The organism is Streptomyces sp. ISL-12 (genome assembly GCF_018614415.1).
Taxonomy (GTDB): Bacteria; Actinomycetota; Actinomycetes; order Streptomycetales; family Streptomycetaceae; genus Streptomyces.
Genome location: NZ_JAGGOO010000154.1, coordinates 1 through 17,773 on the forward strand (window position 1 = coordinate 1; position 17,773 = coordinate 17,773).

The following is a 17,773-nucleotide window of genomic DNA, read 5'->3' on the forward strand; positions in this document are numbered from 1 at the left end:
GTCGGCGAGTGACGACAACGCCGCAGATGCGCGTGCCAGACCCCGCGTCTGCGGCGTGATCCAAACGACAGGCCCTAGTCCTCCCTAGTCAGGAAGGGATGCCGCCAGGTGCTCCCACGCCGTGTGCACCTGCTCCCCGACCATCCCGAACTGTGTGATCACCGCGACGCACCGCCCGTCCTCGTCGTCGAGTTCGAGGGCCGAGGTCGGGCCGTGCGCCGCCGTGGAGCGGACCAGGCGGCAGGCCGCGACGCCCGCGAGGTCGATCTCCACCGAGCTGTCCTCGATCGCCGCGAACACCCGGCCGCCGACGGTCCGGTCGGTGACGTGGACGCGACCGCCGCACGCCTGCATCGCCGACGGGCCGAACACCGCGACGCCGACCGGCAGTCCGACGGAGCAGACGTGGTCGAGCACGGCGGGGACGACACCGGCGTCGACGGCCCGGTGCTCGCCCCGGTACCGGGCGAACGCCGCGCGCCGGGCGACGCCCCCGTCCGTGAGGATCGCGTCGAGCTGGGCGAGTTGGTCGCCGTCCTCCCAGGCCGGCACCTCGGGCGGCGCGGACCGGCCGGTCGCCGTCGTCCCCGCCTCGACCGGGCCGGCGAGCTGGGCCAGCAGCCGGTCGCCCTCGGAGAGCAGCCGCCCCTCGTGCACCGTGCGCCCGGCCGCGTCGGACAGCCGCAGGGCGACCGTGCCGCCCTCCCTGTCCCGCGCGAGCACGGCCGAGGCCACTTGGTCGCCGTCCAGGCGCAGCGCGATCGAGCCCGGACGCACGGCGAACGCGTCGCCGCGCCGGCTCGGTACCGCGTAGCTGCCGGCCTGCTCGATCCGCGCGACCGGCCCTCCGGTGACCGCCTGCACGTACTGGAACAGCGTCATGCACCGGGCCAGCTCCGGCATCCGCGCGTCGATCAGCCGGACGCTGCTGGTGCGCCGGGCGCAGTGCGCGTGGAAGGCGCAGCCGTCGTGGGGTTCCGGCTCCGGCATGCTCAGTACACGTCCCGTACGTAGCGCTTCGCCCGCCGCAGGTCGGCGAGGTACGCCGCGGCGTCGTCCGCGCCGCGTCCGCGCTGCTCGGCGACGATGTCCAGCAGGGCCGTCTCGACGTCCTTCGCCATGCGGGAGGCGTCGCCGCAGACATACACGTGGGCGCCGTCCTCCAGCCACGCGTACAGCTCGCGCGACCGCTGACGCATCCGGGTCTGCACGTACACCTTCTCGGCCTGGTCGCGGGAGAAGGCGAGGTCCAGTTCGGTGAGGACGCCGCGTTCGCGCAGGCCGGTCAGCTCGTCCTCGTAGACGAAGTCGGTGGCGCGGTGCTGGTCGCCGAAGAACAGCCAGTTGCGTCCGGCGGCGCCGCGGGCGGCGCGCTCGTGCAGGAAGCCGCGGAACGGCGCGATGCCCGTGCCGGGGCCGATCATGACCATCGGGGCGTCGTCGTCGGCGGGGACCCCGAAGGAGGCGTTCGGCTGGACGAAGACGCCGACGGGGGTGGTCTCGTCGGCACGGCCCGCGAGGTAGGTCGACGCGACGCCCTCGTACCGGCGCAGCGGCGTGGCGTAGCGGACGGAGGCGACGGTGAGGTGGACGCTGCCGGGGTGGGCGAGCGGGCTCGACGAGATCGAGTACTGCCGTGGCTGCAAGGGCCGCAGGAACGGCAGGAGTTCGTCGAGGCCGGGGGCGGCGGCCCCGGCGTCCCGGAGCAGATCGAGGACGTCCCGGCCCCAGAGCCAGGAGTCGAGGTCGGCGCGGTCGCCGTGGGCGACGACGGCGGCGAGGTCGCTGGTCGGCGCGCGTTCGGCGAGGTGGGCGACGAGGTCCCTGGACGGGGTGCGGATCTCGCGTCCGGTGCGCAGCACCTCGGCGAGCGGCCGTCCGTCGACGTCCTCGTCGCCGGTGGCGCCGAGGTGTTCCAGGAGGGTGCCGACGAGCACGTCGTCGTTGACCGGGACGACGGCGAGCGCGTCGCCGGCCTGGTAGGTGATGCCGCTGTCGCCGAGGTCGAACTCGTAGTGGCGGATCTCCTTGGCGCTGCCGGGTGCGGACAGGAGCCGGTTGACGGCGAGGCGGGCCGGGTACGGGTTGCGCTTGTTCCAGGCGGAGCGGGCCGGGCCGGCCGGGGCGGGGACCGTCGCCGCCGCCGTCGGGCCGCTCGCGCCGGTCTCCGCGGCGACGCGGTCCAGGACGGCGGCCGTCCACGCCGCCGCGGGTTCCTCGAAGTCGACGTCGCAGTCGACGCGGTCGTGCAGCCGGGTGGCCCCGAGCTGTTCCAGGCGGGTGTCGATGACCTTGGCGGCCTGGCAGAAGTCGTCGTAGCCACGGTCGCCGAGCCCGAGCACCGCGTAGCGCAGCGCTTCCAGGCGCGGGGCCGTGTCGGCCTGGAGCGCCTCCCAGAACAGTGCGGCGTTGTCGGGCATCTCGCCCTCGCCGTACGTGGAGGTGACGACGAGGACGTGGGACATGGCGGCGAGCCGCTCGGGCGTGACCGCGTCCAGGGCCACGGCGTTCCCGCCGAGGCCGCGGGCGCGGGCCCCGGCGACGAGCTCGCCGGCGAGGGCCTCGGCGTTGCCGGTCTGGGTGCCGAACAGGACGTCGACGGTGACCGCCGGGGTGTCGGCCGCCGCGGCGTCCCGGCGGCCGGCCGCCGCGATGCCGGCGAGGAACCCGGCGAGCCAGGACTCCTGCTGGGCGGAGAACGGCGCGTCGGCCGGGATGAGGGTTCCGGTGGGGGGCAGGAGGGTCATGCGGTCACCGCCTCGGTGGGGGGCTGCGGGGCGCGGCGGGCGGCGAGGTCGTCCAGTGCCGCGTTCGCGAGCAGTTCGTCGAACCGGGCGGCGCGGAGCCGGCCGGCGTTCTTCAGGGTCTGGTGGATGATCCAGCCGTAGGTGCCGGGGGCGTCCATGCCGAGGTTGTTGCGCAGGCTGAGCGCGCGCTTGTAGTCGTCGAGGCGCTTGGTCGCGACGAGGGTGGCGAGTTCGTCGTCGCCGAACCGCTCCAGCGTGCCGCGCAGGTACTTCACGACGCGCTGCTTGACGAAGAAGTCCTCGGTGAGCACCAGGTTGCGGACGGCCTCGGCGACCCGTGGATCGTCCGGGCCGGTGGCTCCCGGCACCCGCTGGAGCGCGAGGTCCTGGGCGACGCCGAGCACGGTGTACGACGACAGCAGCGAGAACATGTCGTCGCCGCCCTGGTCGCCGAAGGCCGGGGCCCGGCCGCCGAGCACGGTGCGGCGGTCGCGGTAGTCGACCTTGAACGCGCGGAGCTTGTCCGTCGCGATCGAGGTCGCCAGCTCGTCCAGCAGCTCGCCCCGGGTCGCGGCGGCGAGGATCTCGCCGGCGTCCTGGTAGAGGAGCAGCGCGCGGGGCATCCCGCAGTACACGTGCTCGCGTTCGCCGTCCCAGTCGGCCAGCAGCCGGGCGGCGAGCGGGGAGCCGGTGGCTTCCACGTGCCAGGCCAGCAGCAGCCGTACGGCCGCTTCGTGGAAGGCGCCGTGCGCGGTGTCGGTCACCGGGAAGACGAGGAGGGAGTCGGCGCTGACCCGGCCGGGCAGTTCGCCCGTGGGGTCGTACTGGTAGAGGAAGCCGCCGCTCATGCCGTTGCCGAGGCCCTTGCCGAAGCCGCCGAGGTTGAGGACGGTGCCGCCGGTCATGTACTCGCAGCCGAAGTCGCCGAGGCCCTCGACGACGGCGGTGGCGCCGGAGTTGCGCACGGCGAACCGGTCGCCGGCCTCGCCCTGCACGAAGGTCCGGCCGCCGGTCGCGCCGAACAGGGCGAAGTTCCCGACCAGGACGTTGCCGCCGCGCTCCGCGCTGCCGCCGCCCGGGGCGCGGACGACGATCCGGCCGCCGCTCTGGCTCTTGCCGACGCCGTCGTTGGCGGTGCCGGTGTGTTCGAGGGTGATGCCGTCGTTGCAGAAGACGCCGTACGACTGTCCGGCGGAGCCGGTGGTGCGGACGTGGACGGCGCCGTCGGCGAGGCGGCGGCGGCCCCGGTCGTCGGTGGTGACCGCGGGCGCGTCCACGGCGAGCTGGTGGTTGAGCAGCCGCTCCACGTCGATGGAGAGCTGCCCGCCGACCGACTTGTCGCTGTTGCGCAGCCGGACGCCGTCGACGAGCAGGGACGGCTCACGCCGCTCGAACAGGGCGGTCCGGACGCGCTCGATGAGGGCGTCGTCGGTGGTGAAGTCCTTCTCCAGGTACTCCGGGTCCGGCACGGTCTTCTCGGGGACGCGGGCCAGCAGCCGGCGGACGTCGAGGCGGCCGACGCTCGCCGGGTGGTCGAGGAGCTGGAGCAGGTCGGTGCGTCCCCGGGCCTCGCGCAGGGACCGCAGGCCGAGGCGGGCGAGGATCTGCCGGACGTCGTGGGCGATGTTGAGCAGGTACTGCGCCAGCGCGCGCGGGTCGCCCTCGAACGCCTCGGCGTTGGTGGTGAGCCCGGCCGGGCACTTCACGTTGCAGTTCTTCGCCATGACGCAGCCGAGCATCATCAGCGCGGTCGTGCCGAACTCGAAGCTGTCGGCGCCGAGCAGCGCCGAGGTGACGACGTCGCCACCGGTCTGGTGCGCGCCGGAGCAGCGCAGGACGACCTTCTGCCGCAGGCCGTTGGCGAGGAGCGCCTGGTGCACCTCGGCGACGCCGATCTCCGCCGACCGTCCCGCGTACTTGAGGCTGGTGACGGCCGCGGCGCCGGTGCCGCCGGTGTTGCCGGCGACGTTGATGACGTCCGCGCCGGCCTTGGCGACACCGACCGCGATGGTGCCGATGCCCTCCGAGGAGACCAGCTTCACGACCACCCGGACCCGGGCGGCCTTGCAGTCGTGGATGAGCTGCGCGAGGTCCTCGATCGAGTACGTGTCGTGGTGCGGGGGCGGCGAGATCAGCTCGATGCCGGGGGTGCCGCCGCGCGCCGCGGCGATGTCGACGGTGACCTTCGGGGCGGGCAGCTGGCCGCCCTCGCCGGGCTTGGCGCCCTGGCCGATCTTGATCTCCAGTTCCTCCAGCATCGGGTCGGCGAGGTAGCCCGCCCAGATGCCGAACCGGCCGGACGCGAACTGCTTGATGCGGGAGCCGCGGACGGTGCCGTACCGGGAGTGGTGCTCGCCGCCCTCGCCGCTGTTGGACATCGCGCCGACCATGTTCGCGCCGTGCGCGACGGCCTCGTGGGCGGTCGCGACCAGCGCGCCGTGGCTCATGGCGCCGGAGGCCAGGGACCGGGTGATCTCGTGCGCGGGCTGCACCTCGTCCAGCGGCACGCTCTCGGGTGCCTCGTCGAGCAGGGCGAGGAGGCGGGCGACGGGGCCGGTGGCGGCGACCGTGACGCCGTCGGCGGTCACGTCGAGCGTCTCGGCCGCTCCGAGGTGCGCGAGCCCCTCGGCGAGGGCGGTGTGGCGGTCGGTGCCCGGGTCGGTGAGGCGCAGCCGGAAGGTGCCGGGGCCGGTGGCGGTCACGGACACCCCGCGGGCGGTGACGCCGGCGTTGCCGTCGGTCGAGAAGCGTCCCAGCTCGCGGGCGAAGTCCTCCGCCGTACGCAGCCCCGTGACGTCGGCGGGCAGCGCGAGGACGTCGCGGAGCGCGGACGGGCGCCGGGAGCGTTCCTCGTGGGTGGTGCGCAGGAAGGCGCGGTACCCGGGGGTGATCCGGAACGCGTCGATCTCGGCGTCGCTGAGCGCGTCGTACCCGGTGTTGCGGTAAGCGGCGTCGGTGATGCCGAACGCGTCGTCGAGCTGGCCGAGGGTGAGCAGCCGCAGGGCGTCCGGGTCGTCCTCGCGCCCGAAGGCGGGCGGCTCCTCGGTCATGCCGCCGAAGCCGCGTACGGCGTTGACGCCGAAGGAGTGCCCGGCCCCGTCCGACCGCTCCTTGAACAGCCCGAGCAGCGGGATCTGCTGCTCGCTCTCCACGGTCCGGGCCCGCTCGTGCCAGTCCGTCGCGGCCTGCGCGATCCGGGCGAACCCGACGCCGCCGACCGGTGATTCCAGGTGCGGGAAGATCCGGGCGAAGACGTCGTCGCGGGTGTCGAGGTAGTTGGGCTCGAAGAACTCGCCGCCGATGTAGCTCTCGGCGGTGCACAGCCCGACCCGGCCCATGGTCTTGGCGAGGGACTTCTCGGCCGCCTTGCGGAACTTGGCCAGGGCCCGGTCGGTCTCGGTGATCTCGCCGGCGGGCGCCGGTGCGCTCGGGTACCGCTCCTCGGCGCGCAGCCGGGCGCTGAGGCTGTAGACCGCCGAGGCGCCGAAGCCGAGCGCGGTGGCGACGTGGTGCGAGGAGGCCAGCTGGCCGCTCTCCACGACGAGCGAGGCCCGCAGCCGCAGCCCGGTCTCGATCAGGCGCTGGTTGACCGCCGCGACGGCGAGGACGACCGGCAGCGGCGCCCGCGTCGAGGAGACCGCCCGGTCGGTGAGGACCGCGATGCCGCCCTGCTCGGCGGCGAACCGCTCGACGTCGTCGCAGAGCCCCTCCAGGGCCGACCGCAGCGCGTCCGCGTTGGCGGTGGCGTCCCCGGGCACCGGCTCGTAGAGCATGGCGAAACGTTCCAGCGGAACGATCCGCTGGTCGCGCAGCCGGACCATGTCGAGGTGGCCGAGCACGGGCGAGGAGACCACGAGCTGCCGCCCGGCGGTCCCGACCGACTCGCCGGTGCCGTCGGGCTTCGGGCCGAGCGCGACCCGCATGCTCATGCCGTCGGCCTCGCGGATGCTGTCCAGCGGCGGGTTGGTCACCTGGGCGAAGCGCTGCGAGAAGTACTTCGCCATGCCGCCCTCGGTGTCGCTGAGCGCGTTGATGGCGTTGCCGTAGCCCATCGCGGAGATCCGCTCCGACCCGTCGGCGAGCATCGGGTCGAGCATGAACCGGAAGCTTTCCTGGTTCAGCGACCAGGCCACGTACCGGCCGGCCAGGGACAGGTCGCCGTCGTAGCCGAGCGTGGTCGTGCCGCGGTAGTAGTCGGGCGCGGGCAGGTCGTCGAGGTTGACGCGGGCCGCGTCCAGCAGCTCGCTGTAGGGCCGGCGCGCGGCGAGGGCGTCGAGCACCTCCCGGGTGCGCAGGACGCGGCCGGCGCGGTGGTCCACGACGAGCATGCCGCCGGCCTCGATGCGGCCCCGGTGCACGACCTCCTCGTCGGGGAAGGCGACCTGGCCGGCCTCCGAGGCCACCATGAGGTACTCGGCGGTCTGCACGGTGCGCAGCGGGCGCAGGCCCAGCCGGTCCAGGCGGGCGCCGATCACGTCCCCGTCGCTGAAGATGACGGCCGCCGGACCGTCGTTCTTCTCCTCGTACAGCGAGAAGTACTCCAGCATGTCGCGGACGGCGGCGGGCAGGGTGCGGTCGTTCTCCCAGGCCGGCGGCATGAGGGTGACGACGGCCTCGACGAGGTCCAGGCCGTCGTCGAAGACCCGGCTCTGCAGGGTCTGGTCGAGGCGGCTGGAGTCGGACTGCCCCGGCGGGCGCACGATGGAGCGGGTGCGGGCGCGGGCGAGGGCCTCGTCGGTCAGGCGGTTCTTGCGGTCGGTGTTGAGCTCGCCGTTGTGCGCCATGAGGCGGAACGGCTGGGCCATCGTCGGGTGCGGTTCGGTGTTGGTGGAGAACCGGGTGTGGAAGTACAGGGAGCGCACGGAGTGCCGCGGGTCGCACAGGTCGCGGAAGTAGCCGATGACCTCGCCGGAGTTGAGGCGTCCCTTGAGCACCTGGGTCCGCGCGCTCAGCGACAGCGGGTAGAGCCCCGCGCAGGTGTCGTCGGCGTAGGCGACGGCCTCGATCGCGAGCAGGGCGCGGTGGGCGGCGGCGTCGACCTCGGGGCGCTCCCACTGCTCGGGGGCGCGGAACACCCACTGCACCAGGGGCAGCTGGTACCGCTCTGCGGCGGGCCGCGCGACGCTGTGGTCCACGGGGACGTCCCGGACCAGCAGCAGCTCGAAGCCCTGCTCGGCGATGCTCCGGGCGACGAGGCCGGTCGCGGCGGCGCGGCGGCCGGCGTCGGTGGGCACGAAGCAGTTGGCGACGCCGAAGTGCCCGGCGCGCAGGGCCGTGCCGGTGAGAGCGGCGAAGAACTCGACCGACAGGTCGACGCTCACGCCCGCGCCGTCGCCGACGCCCTCGGCGGAGGTGCCGCCGCGGTGCGGGATGGCGCGGAGCGCCTCGTCGCCCTTGCGGATGACGTCGTGGCTCGGGGTGCCGTCGAGACGGGTGAGGAAGCCGACGCCGCAGTCGCTGTGGTCGCGGGCAGGGTCGTACAGACCGGTGGCGGTGTGGTTCAAGAGCGGTCCTGAGAGCGAGTGCCGGCTTGGGGGTGCCTCCCGGGCCCTCGGGGCGCTGGGGAGGAACGGCCAGGCTGCGTCGGTGGAGCGCTCGCCGCGGGCGGACCGGCGCGACGGCCGGGTCCCTGAGTGGTACGTCTGCACGGTAAGGCGTGCCTAACCCCTACCGCAAGTGTGTGGCCTGCGGTTTTTCCGGGCGGCTCGGCGTGTCCGGGGGTTTCAGGGTGTCCGGTCCGGCCCGGTGGCGTCGCGCAGGGCCCGTTCCGCGCGCCGGGCCAGGCCGTCCGCGCCGCAGTCGCGGGCCAGGGCCAGGCCCCGGTCCAGTTCGGCCGGGGAGCGGGCGGCGATGCCGTACTCGACCTGGGCGGCGGCGTGCTCGTAGCGGCAGGGCGAGGCCGCCAGGCGGGCGGCGGCCTGGGCGGCGAGGCCGACCGCGCGCCGTCCGGTCTCCAGCGCGGCGGCGCAGCGCAGGGCCTCCCCCACGGCGGTGTCCGTGCCGAACCGCTCGGCCTGCCGGCGGGCTTCGTCGGCCAGCCGGGCGGCGCGGGCGGGGTCCTCGCCGGCCAGCGCGCGGGCCAGGTCGACCGCCCAGGGGACCATCACCGGGTTGTGGTGGCCGCGGGCCGTGGCGGCCTTCTCGGCGGCCTCCAGTTCGTTGACGCCGTCCTTGGTGCGGCCGACCGCGAGCAGCAGGCGGCCGCGGACCGAGCGCGGGTCGGGCAGCACGATCGTGGACGGGTACGGCGGCGCGAAGTCGTACTGCTCGGCGATCTCCCACGCCTCGTCGACATGGCCGCGGGCGAGCAGGGTGTCGACCAGGTTGCACGTCGCCGACCAGTACAGCGGCAGGCCGCGGCCGACCCGCTCGGCCAGCCGCAGCGACTCGCGCAGGGACGCCTCGGCCTCGGGCAGCCGGCCGCGCCTGCGGTGGCCGAGACCGACGTAGGCGTGGGCGAGGGCGAGGTGGCCGCCGCTCCAGCCGGCGGTCTCGTAGGCGCGCAGGGCCTCGGCGAAGAGGGCGTCGGCGCGGTCCAGGCGGTCGGTGCAGGCGTAGGCGCTGGCCAGCATCATCAGCAGTTCCAGGCCCCACTCGGTGTCGGTCCAGCCGAGTCCGGGGGCGAGGCGGCCGTCGACCAGGGCGCGGTCGCACAGCGCGGCGATCTCCTCGGCGCTCTCCCCGCGGGTCATGGCGTCGAAGGCGCGCAGGATGAGCAGGGCGCGCTCGGCGTTGTCCCGGCCGGTGCAGGTGGCGGCGAGGGCGGCCAGGCGCTCGGAGCGGCCCGGTACGACGGACTCGCCGGCGTGGATGCCCTCCCACATGTACTGGACGGCCTGGAGCCGCAGGCGGGCGGGGCCGTCGGGGTGCCGGGCGGCCTCGGTCTCGACGGTGCGGACCGCCTCCTCCAGCTGGTCGTTGTGGAGCAGCGCCTGGGAGAGGCGGACGACGGCGTCCACCCGTTCGTCACCGTGCAGGTCGGGCATGCCGAGGGCCTCGCGGAGGTGGCCGACGGTGGTGGCGGGCGAGGTGAGCAGGGTGGCGCAGCCGAGTTCGTAGAGCACGCGCGCGTGGGTCTCGGGCGGCGGGGGCTCCTCAAGGGCGCGCTCCAGGCAGTGGCGGGCGGCGTCGGGGGCGCCGACGGCGAGGTGTTCGCGGGCGGCCTCGCGGAGCTGCTCGACCAGTTCCTCGTCGTCGTCCGGGTGGACCTGGAGGAGGTGCCGGGAGGCCGCCGCCGCGCCCAGGCCCAGGTCGGTGACGAGCCGGGCGGCGATGCCGTGCATGGCCCGGCGCAGCCCGTCCGGGATGGACTCGTAGACGGCGGTGGCTATCAGCGGGTGGCGGAACTCCAGGGCGTCGTCGCCGGGGCCGGACGCGACGAGGATGCGGTCGTCCCGCAGGAGCCCGGCGCAGCGTACGGCCTCGTCGCGGCTCATGGTGGTGAGCGCGGCGCACAGGGAGACGGTGATGCCGGTGCCGAGGACGGCCGCGGCCCAGGCGAACCGGTGGGCGTCGACGCCGAGTTCCTCCAGGCGGGCGATGAGGCCGACGCCGCGGCCGGCCTCGTTCAGGGCGCGCAGTCCGGCGGCGTTGGCGGCGACGGGTTCGAGGGCGCTGTCGCGGACCTTGGCGAGGAGCTCCACGGTGTCGTAGGGGTTGCCGCCGGTCACGGTCCACACCTCGCGGCAGAACGGGTCGTCGGCGCCGGCCCCCAGGGTGGCGCGGGTGAGCCCGGCCGCGGCCTCATGGGTGAGCAGGCTCAGGGTGGTGACGGGGGCGTGCGCGAGGGCGGCGACCGTGCCCAGGTACCGGGCGCTGTCGCCGGTGGCGTCGCCGGAGCGGAAGGCGGTCACCACCAGGACGGGCAGTTCGCCGAGGTGTTCGGCGAACGCGGCGAGCCAGCGCAGGGTCTCCTGGTCGGCCCAGTGCAGGTCGTCGATGAGCAGGACCAGCGGCGCCTCGCCGTCGGCCAGCCGCCGTACGGTCTCGACCAGCCCGTCGCACACGCCCCTCGGGTCGGCCTGCCGCTCGCCCGGGTCGGCGGTGCCGAGGGCGGGGCCGACGATGTCGTACCAGTCGCCGAGGAGGTCGCGGGCCTCGTCGGGGTGGAGCGGCAGGAGCGCGGGCTGGAGCAACTGCCGTACGACGTTGTACGGGACGGACCGCAGGGTCTCGCCGCCGCGCGCGTGCTGGACGGCGCAGCCGCGGGCCTCGGCGAGGCGGCGGGCGGTGGCCAGCAGGGCGGTCTTGCCGAGGCCGGCCTCGCCGCGGAAGACCAGCAGGGCTCCGGAGGACGAACGGTCCGCGCACAGGGCGTCGACCGCCCGTGCGACGGCGGCGACTTCCTCGTCGCGCTCCCACAGGGCGGCCGGGGCGGCTGCCGTGGGCCTTGCCTCCGTCATCCCGCTACCTCCCCGAGTCGCCCGAATGACGTACCGACTCCGAGCCTAGCCGCCCGAACCGCACGGCGCCGTGTGGTCGTTACGGGTCTTGCCTTACCGGGCGACTTCGTGTACTGGACGGGCAGGGAGGTGGGTCCCGGATGCCCAATCTCCACCGTACGCTGGGCATTTGGGGCGGTACGGGAATGGCGGCGCCGGGCGCGGGCAGGGCGTCGGGAAAAGTCCCCCCTCCCTCTCATACGACTTTCACCGACGCCTCATACGGTGGGGACATGACGCAGGAGACTCCTCCCGGGTGGTATCCGGACCCCGGGCAGACAAGTGACGGTCCCGCCACCGAGCGCTGGTGGGACGGCAAGGCGTGGACGGACCGGATCCGTCCCGCGGGGGGTCCCCCGGAACAGCCGCCGACGGACGGCGCGCATCAGGCGGCGGAGCCGGAGGGACCGGCGGGCTCTGCGGGCTCGGCGGGCTCTGCGGGACCGGCGGGACTGGCGAAGCCTTCGGTCGCGGGGGACGCGGTCGCCGGGCAGCCGGACGCCGCCGCATCCAACTCCGCCCCCGGAGAACCCGCCCCCGAAGAGCCCGCCTCCGCAGAACCCGGCACCGCAGAACCCGGCACCGGACAGCCGACGGCAGCCGACGCCGGACCCGGGCAGCCGCCCGTGGCCGGGACCGCGACCGTGCCGGGGCAGCCTCCCGTGGCCGGTCCCGCCCCCGGGTATCCGGCGCCGCCGGCCTACGCGGCGTACCCCCCGCACCCGGGGTACCCGGCGCAGCCGCCGCCCCCGCGGCGGAGCGGTCTGCGGACGGGGATAGCCGTGGCCGTCACGGCGGCCGTACTGGCGAGCATCGGCGTCGGCGTGTACGCGCTGGCCGGTGACGGCGACGGGACGGGCGACGACCGCGCCGTCTCGCAGCAGCGGAGCCCGGGCGGCCAGGACGGCGAGGGCCTGCCGGACAACCCGTTCGGCGATTCGGGCGGCGGCTCCGGCGGCGGCGACGGCGAGTCGCCCGCGCCGCAGGGCTCCGAGGCCCCCCGGATCGAGAGCGGCTCGGTGCCGGACGCGGTCAGCGGGATCAGCCTGCCCGTCCCGGACGGCTGGTACGGCCAGGAACTGACGGTCGGCGCCCAGGTCTCCTCGAACGAGTCCTACGAGTGCCCCGGCAACAGCGCCTCCTCCTGCACCAAGGGCGGCGCCTACTCGGCACCGGCGATGGTGCTGGGCACCGAGGGCTCCACCGCCGAGGAGGTCGCGAAGGCGGACATCTCGGCCAACGCGGAGGAGTCCTACGGCGGCGACAGCTACGGCTCGATCACCTCCCACGACGTGCTGTCCTCGAAGGCGGTCACCGTGGCCGGGCAGAAGGGGTACCAGGTCCGCTGGAAGGCCGTCACGAGCAAGGGCTCCGACGGCTACGTCCAGTCGCTGGCCTTCCCCTCGCCGGCCAACCCGCAGCAGATCGTCGTCGTGCGGTTCGGCGTCGACGTCAGCGAGGAGCAGTCCGTCATCGACGAGATCGTCGAGGGCATCGAGGTGTCGACGTCGGGTGGCACGGGCAGCGGCCAGGACGTCTGACCGCCGCGCCGCCCCGGGGAGCTGTCGGCCGGGTGGAGCGCCCTTCCGCTCAAAGGGCGCCCCACCCGGCCGGGGGGTGCGCGCCGCCCCCGTCCCCACGGTGCGGCGCGAGCAGGCCACCGTCCAGTCATCCCACGGACGGTGACCTGGGTCTCAGGTCAGGCCCAGCACGGGGAGCACCGCGGCCTCCACGAAGCGGACGAGGTACGCCGCGTCGGCGTACTCCCCTTCCATCACCGGCCGGATGCGCAGCACGCCGAACATCTGGACCGGCACGAACTCCAGCGCGGGATGGCCGGCGGCCACCTCGCCCCGTTCGACCCCGCGGCGCAGGATCTCGCGCAGGGCGGCGATCTCCGGTTCGACCAGCGCCTCGCGCAGGGCCAGTTTGAGTTCCGGGTCCTCCACGACGGCGTGGCCGAGCGCCTGGAGCAGCCGGGTGTCCTCGCCGGACCACGCGCCCGCCGCCCGGGCCGCCAGCCGCAGGTCCTCGGCGAGCGAACCGGTGTCGATGCCCTCGAAGCGCACCCGCCGGCGCGACCGCAGGGCCGCCGCGACGAACTGCGGCTTGGTCTTCCACTGCCGGTAGAGCGTGGACTTGCTGCACCGGGTGCTGGCGGCGATGCCCTCCATGGTCACGGCGTCGTAGCCGCACTCCCGGATCCGGTCGAGGACGGCGTCGAGGAACTCCTGCTCGCGCTCGGGCGTGAGTTTGGAGCGGCGCGAGGTGCCGACCGTCTCCGGTCGGTCCGCGGCCTGCGACGTCATGGTGCTGCTCCTCTTGCCTTGTCTCCGGCATCCGGTCCGGGGTTCCGCTCCAGCGTACCGATACGCCAGTGTACCGGTACACTGGCGTATCGGTACGAACTCGTATCGATGAAACGAACCCGTGTTGATGAGGCGTACCCACCCGGTGCCGCACATCCGTGGCGGTACGGGCCGCCAGAACACCGCACGCACCACCGTCAGCGAAGGGGCCGGGGGATGAACGCCCGCAGCGAGCCTGCAGAAGCGGAGCCGGACGCACCGGCCAGGCCACCCCTGGTCCGGGAACTCCTGCTCGTGGCCGGACTCTTCCTCGTCTACAAACTCGGCCGGCAACTGGCGACCGGCCACACCGGCGAGGCGTTCCGCAACGCCCACCACGTGTGGCATCTGGAGCGGTGGCTCCACCTGCCCGGCGAGGGCGGCGTCCAGTCGCTGCTGCTGCACGGCGACGCCCTCGTGCGGGTGGCGAACACCTACTACGCGACCGTGCACTTCCCGGCCACCGCCGCGTTCCTCCTGTGGCTCTACCTGCGCCGGCCCCGGCACTACGTGTGGGCCCGCCGGGTACTGGCCGCGCTGACCGGCGCGGCACTGGTGCTGCACCTGACGTTCCCGCTCGCGCCGCCGCGGATGCTGGGAGCCGCCGGCCTGGTGGACACGGCACGGGTCTACGGTCCGTCGGTCTACGGCCCGCCGCGCACCGACACGCTGTCGAACCAGTTCGCGGCGATGCCGTCGCTGCACTTCGGCTGGGCCCTCATGGTGGCGATCGGGCTGATCGTCGCCACCCGGTCCCGCTGGCGGTGGCTGTGGCTGCTGCATCCGCTGCTGACGCTGCTGGTGATCGTGGGCACCGCGAACCACTACTGGCTGGACGTGATGGTGGCGTCGGCGCTGCTCGGGCTGGCCCTCGCGGTGATCCGCCTGCCGCACCGCCGGCCGGCCGGGACGACGGGCGGACGGCCCCGGTTGCGGGTTCGTCCGCAGCCGGTCGAACGGCGCCGGCTGGTGGGGGCGGGCCGATGAGCGCCGCCCTCGTCGCCGTCGTCCTGTCCCTGGTCTCCGCCGTCGCCTACGCGGCCGCGGCCGTCGCCCAGGAACGGCTGGCCACCCGCCGTCCGGGCACGGGCGTACTGCGGCTGCTGGGCAGCGGGGCGTGGTGGTGGTCGGTGGCGCTGAACGCGTCGGCCGCGCTGCTGCACGTCGGCGCGCTGCGGTACGGCCCGCTCACCGTCGTCCAGCCGCTGGGCGCGCTCACCCTGGTCGCGGCGGTGCCCCTGGGGGCGCGGCTGGCGGGACGGCGGGTCGGCGCGGCCGAGTGGCGGGGCACCGGGCTGACCCTGCTCGGGCTCGGCGCGCTGCTGGTCACGGCGTCCGGCCCGGCCCCCGACGATGTGCTGAGCGTGCCGGAGGCGGTGGCGGTGGCAGGCGTGACGGCGGTGCTGATCGGAGCGCTGGCCAGGCCCGGCGCCCGGCCCGGCCTGCGGCACGCGGGCGCGTCCGGCGTCGCCTCCGGGGTCGCCTCGGCGCTGACCCAGACCGTCACGGTCGCCGCCACGGACGGCACCGGACCGCTGCTCGGCGTCCAGGTGATCGGCGTGGCGGTCCTGGTCGCGGCCTTCGCGACCGGTGGCCTGCTGCTGTCGCAGACGGCGTACCGGGGCGGCCTGGGCGCTCCGCTGGCGGTGGTGACCCTGGCCAACCCGGTGGCCGCCGCGGCGATCGGCGTGGCCCTCCTCGGCGAGCGCCTGCGGGGCGGCCCGGCCGGCGTCCTGCTGGCCCTGACCGGAGCGGCCCTGGCCGCCTGGGGCGTCCTCGTCCTGACCCGGGCCGCTCCGGGCCCGCTGCGAGCGGACCCGGAACCGTCCCTGGCAGCCCTGCGAACGGACCCCGAACCAGCCCCGGCAGCCCTGCGAACGGACCCCGAACCGTCCCCGGCAGCCCTGCGAACGGACCCCGAACACTCTCCGGCCGCCGGCCCGGCCACCCCTCTCCCGGCGCCGGACGGCCCGGACCCGGTGCGGATTCAGCCGACCCCCGTCGCCGCGACACCGCATCGGCAGACACCGCCCCGCCAGGCGGCGCCACGCCAGGCGCCGTCCCGCCAGGCGTCGCCGCGGCAGCGCCCGGACGCCGGGCAGCTCACGCCTCTGTAGCCGGCCGGCCTGGGTCCCGGACGGTCACTCGCCGCCGATCGCCGGGTCGCTCACGCCCGCCCGGCCGTTCTCGACGTGGCCGGCGAAGCGGCGCAGGAACGCCGGGTCGGCCTCGGAGGTGACCGTCAGGTCGTACCAGCGGCGGCCGGCGGTGAGGTCGACGGTGTGCCGGACGGTGGCGCCGGGGCGCACGGTGAGGGTCCGGCCGCGCCCGCCGTAGGCGTTGGCCAGCTTCAGCCGGACCGTTCCGGAGCCCCGGTTGGTGAGGGTCAGCTCGATGTCGTCACGGACGTGACGCGCCGTGACCTCGGGGCCGGCGGCCCCGGCCGGCTGCCGGAAGACCCGCAGGAAGCCGTTGGGGCCGTGCACGGTCAGGTCGTGGGCGCCGCCCGAGTACGCCCCGTTCCAGGTGTCGGAGACACGCTTGCCTGCCTCGGTGGTGTACGTCCAGGGGCCGTCGGTCCGATTGCCGGAGGTGACGAGGAACGCGGCGCCCGCCTGGGCCCCGGAGGCGAAGGTGAGGCTGAGGGTGCCGGCGGCCGGGTCGGCCGAGGCGTCCACCAGGGGGGCGTACCGCAGCGGGCGGGCGGGACGCAGACCGCGCTCCTGCCGGGGCATGCCGGGTTCCGCCGGGGGCGTCGGACGGTAGTCGGGGTGCCGGTCGCGGTCCTGCGGCTCGTAGGCGTCGGTGTCGGGCAGCCGGGCCGGGCGGCTGTCCTTGCGGGAGAAGTCGAAGGCCGCGGTCAGATCGCCGCAGATCGCGCGCCGCCACGGGGAGATCTGCGGCTCGCGGACGCCGAAGCGGCGCTCCATGAAACGCAGGATCGAGGTGTGGTCGAGCGTCTCGGAGCAGACGTAACCGCCCTTGCTCCAGGGGGAGACGACCAGCATCGGGACGCGCGGGCCGAGCCCGTAGAAGCCCTCGGCGTAGCGCGAGCTGCCCGGGAAGACGTCCAGCGAGACGTCGGCCGTCGAGCGGCCCTGCGCGTCGGACCTCGGCGGCAGCGGCGGTACCAGGTGGTCGAAGAAGCCGTCGTTCTCGTCGTAGGTGATGAACAGGGCCGTCTTCGCCCACACCTCGGGGTTGGAGGTGAGCGCGTCCAGGACCTGGGAGATGTACCAGGCACCGTAGTTCGAGGGCCAGTTGGAGTGCTCGGAGAATGCCTCGGGCGCGGCGATCCAGGAGATCTGCGGCAGCTTGTCGGCCTGCACGTCGGCGCGCAGCAGGTCGAAGTAGCCGTCGCCGTTCGCCGCGTCGGTGCCGGTGCGGGCCTTGTCGTACCAGGGGTCGCCCGGCTTCGCGTCGCGGTACTTGTTGAAGTACAGCAGGGAGTTGTCGCCGTAGTTGCCGCGGTAGGCGTCGGAGATCCAGCCCCAGGAACCGGCGGCGTCCAGGCCGTCGCCGATGTCCTGGTAGACCTTCCAGGAGACGCCGGCCGCCTCCAGGCGCTCGGGGTACGTCGTCCAGTCGTAGCCGAGTTCGTCGTTGCCGAGGACCGGGCCGCCGCCCTTGCCGTCGTTGCCGGTGTGGCCCGACCACATGTAGTAGCGGTTGGGGTCGGTGGAGCCGATGAACGAGCAGTGGTAGGCGTCGCAGACGGTGAACGCGTCGGCGAGGGCGTAGTGGAAGGGGATGTCCTCGCGGGTCAGGTACGCCATCGTGGTCGTGCCCTTGGCGGGCACCCAGCGGTCGTACTTGCCGTCGCGGTACGCCTCCTGGCCGTCGGGCCAGCTGTGCGGCAGGCCCTCCAGGAACTGCATGCCGAGGTCGTCGGCGTCCGGGCGGAAGGGCAGCACCTCGGTGCCGTCGGCCTTGGTCTGGTGCCACACCGACTTGCCGCTGTCCAGGGTGACGGGGTGCGGGTCGCCGAAGCCGCGGACGCCGCGCAGACTGCCGAAGTAGTGGTCGAAGGAGCGGTTCTCCTGCATCAGGACGACGATGTGCTCGACGTCCTCGATCGATCCGGTCCGGTGGTTGGCCGGGAGCGCGGCGGCCCGCTGGATGCTCGCGGAGAGCGCGCTGAACGCCGTGGTGGCGCCCGCGATCTGGAGGAATCGACGCCGGTTGACTTCGGCCATGGGGTGGTGAGCCTCTCGCCTCGGGAACGTTCGGAGTGTGT

General features: G+C 74.5%; 9 protein-coding genes. 3 read left to right on the forward strand and 6 right to left on the reverse strand.

Translation table 11 applies throughout. The annotated features are described in order from the left end of the window. Positions 1–84 precede the first annotated feature (84 nt). The 4 genes from J7I94_RS34125 to J7I94_RS34140 all read right to left on the reverse strand — a co-directional run bounded on the left by J7I94_RS34125 (position 85) and on the right by J7I94_RS34140 (position 11,149). On the reverse strand, positions 85–990 hold the full coding sequence (locus tag J7I94_RS34125) for a hypothetical protein (RefSeq protein ID WP_215173599.1): 906 nt from the start codon (positions 988–990) through the stop codon (positions 85–87). A gap of 2 nt (positions 991–992) precedes the next feature. Continuing rightward, complete coding sequence (locus J7I94_RS34130) at positions 993–2,747, reverse strand: sulfite reductase subunit alpha (protein ID WP_215173601.1); 1,755 nt, start codon at positions 2,745–2,747, stop codon at positions 993–995. After that, positions 2,744–8,251: a glutamate synthase-related protein gene (locus tag J7I94_RS34135; protein WP_215173603.1), complete on the reverse strand. Its 5,508-nt coding sequence runs from the start codon at positions 8,249–8,251 to the stop codon at positions 2,744–2,746. Before J7I94_RS34135 ends, J7I94_RS34130 begins: the two co-directional genes overlap by 4 nt. 219 nt (positions 8,252–8,470) lie before the next feature. Continuing rightward, positions 8,471–11,149 (reverse strand): AAA family ATPase, encoded by a 2,679-nt coding sequence (locus J7I94_RS34140; protein WP_215173605.1) that lies wholly within the window; start codon positions 11,147–11,149, stop codon positions 8,471–8,473. Positions 11,150–11,421: 272 nt separating this feature from the next. Between J7I94_RS34140 and J7I94_RS34145 the strand changes: the two genes are divergently transcribed. Then, on the forward strand, positions 11,422–12,729 hold the full coding sequence (locus J7I94_RS34145; protein WP_215173607.1) for a DUF2510 domain-containing protein: 1,308 nt from the start codon (positions 11,422–11,424) through the stop codon (positions 12,727–12,729). Positions 12,730–12,882: 153 nt separating this feature from the next. Here the strand turns inward: J7I94_RS34145 and J7I94_RS34150 are convergent, their stop codons facing one another. Further along, positions 12,883–13,497, reverse strand: a complete 615-nt coding sequence (locus J7I94_RS34150) for a TetR/AcrR family transcriptional regulator (RefSeq protein WP_215173609.1) — start codon at positions 13,495–13,497, stop codon at positions 12,883–12,885. Positions 13,498–13,713: 216 nt separating this feature from the next. On the opposite strand from J7I94_RS34150, the gene J7I94_RS34155 reads away from it, so the two are divergent. Both J7I94_RS34155 and J7I94_RS34160 read left to right on the forward strand, forming a co-directional pair. Beyond that, positions 13,714–14,523 carry a phosphatase PAP2 family protein gene (locus J7I94_RS34155; RefSeq protein WP_215173611.1) on the forward strand — a complete coding sequence of 270 codons (810 nt, stop codon included), beginning with the start codon at positions 13,714–13,716 and terminating at the stop codon, positions 14,521–14,523. Next, on the forward strand, positions 14,520–15,653 hold the full coding sequence (locus J7I94_RS34160; protein ID WP_251076160.1) for a hypothetical protein: 1,134 nt from the start codon (positions 14,520–14,522) through the stop codon (positions 15,651–15,653). The genes J7I94_RS34155 and J7I94_RS34160 overlap by 4 nt, the downstream gene beginning before the upstream one ends. Before the next feature lie 24 nt (positions 15,654–15,677). Here the strand turns inward: J7I94_RS34160 and J7I94_RS34165 are convergent, their stop codons facing one another. After that, entirely contained in the window at positions 15,678–17,732 is a 2,055-nt protein-coding gene (locus J7I94_RS34165; protein ID WP_215173617.1) for a phosphocholine-specific phospholipase C, read from the reverse strand. Positions 17,733–17,773 lie beyond the last annotated feature (41 nt).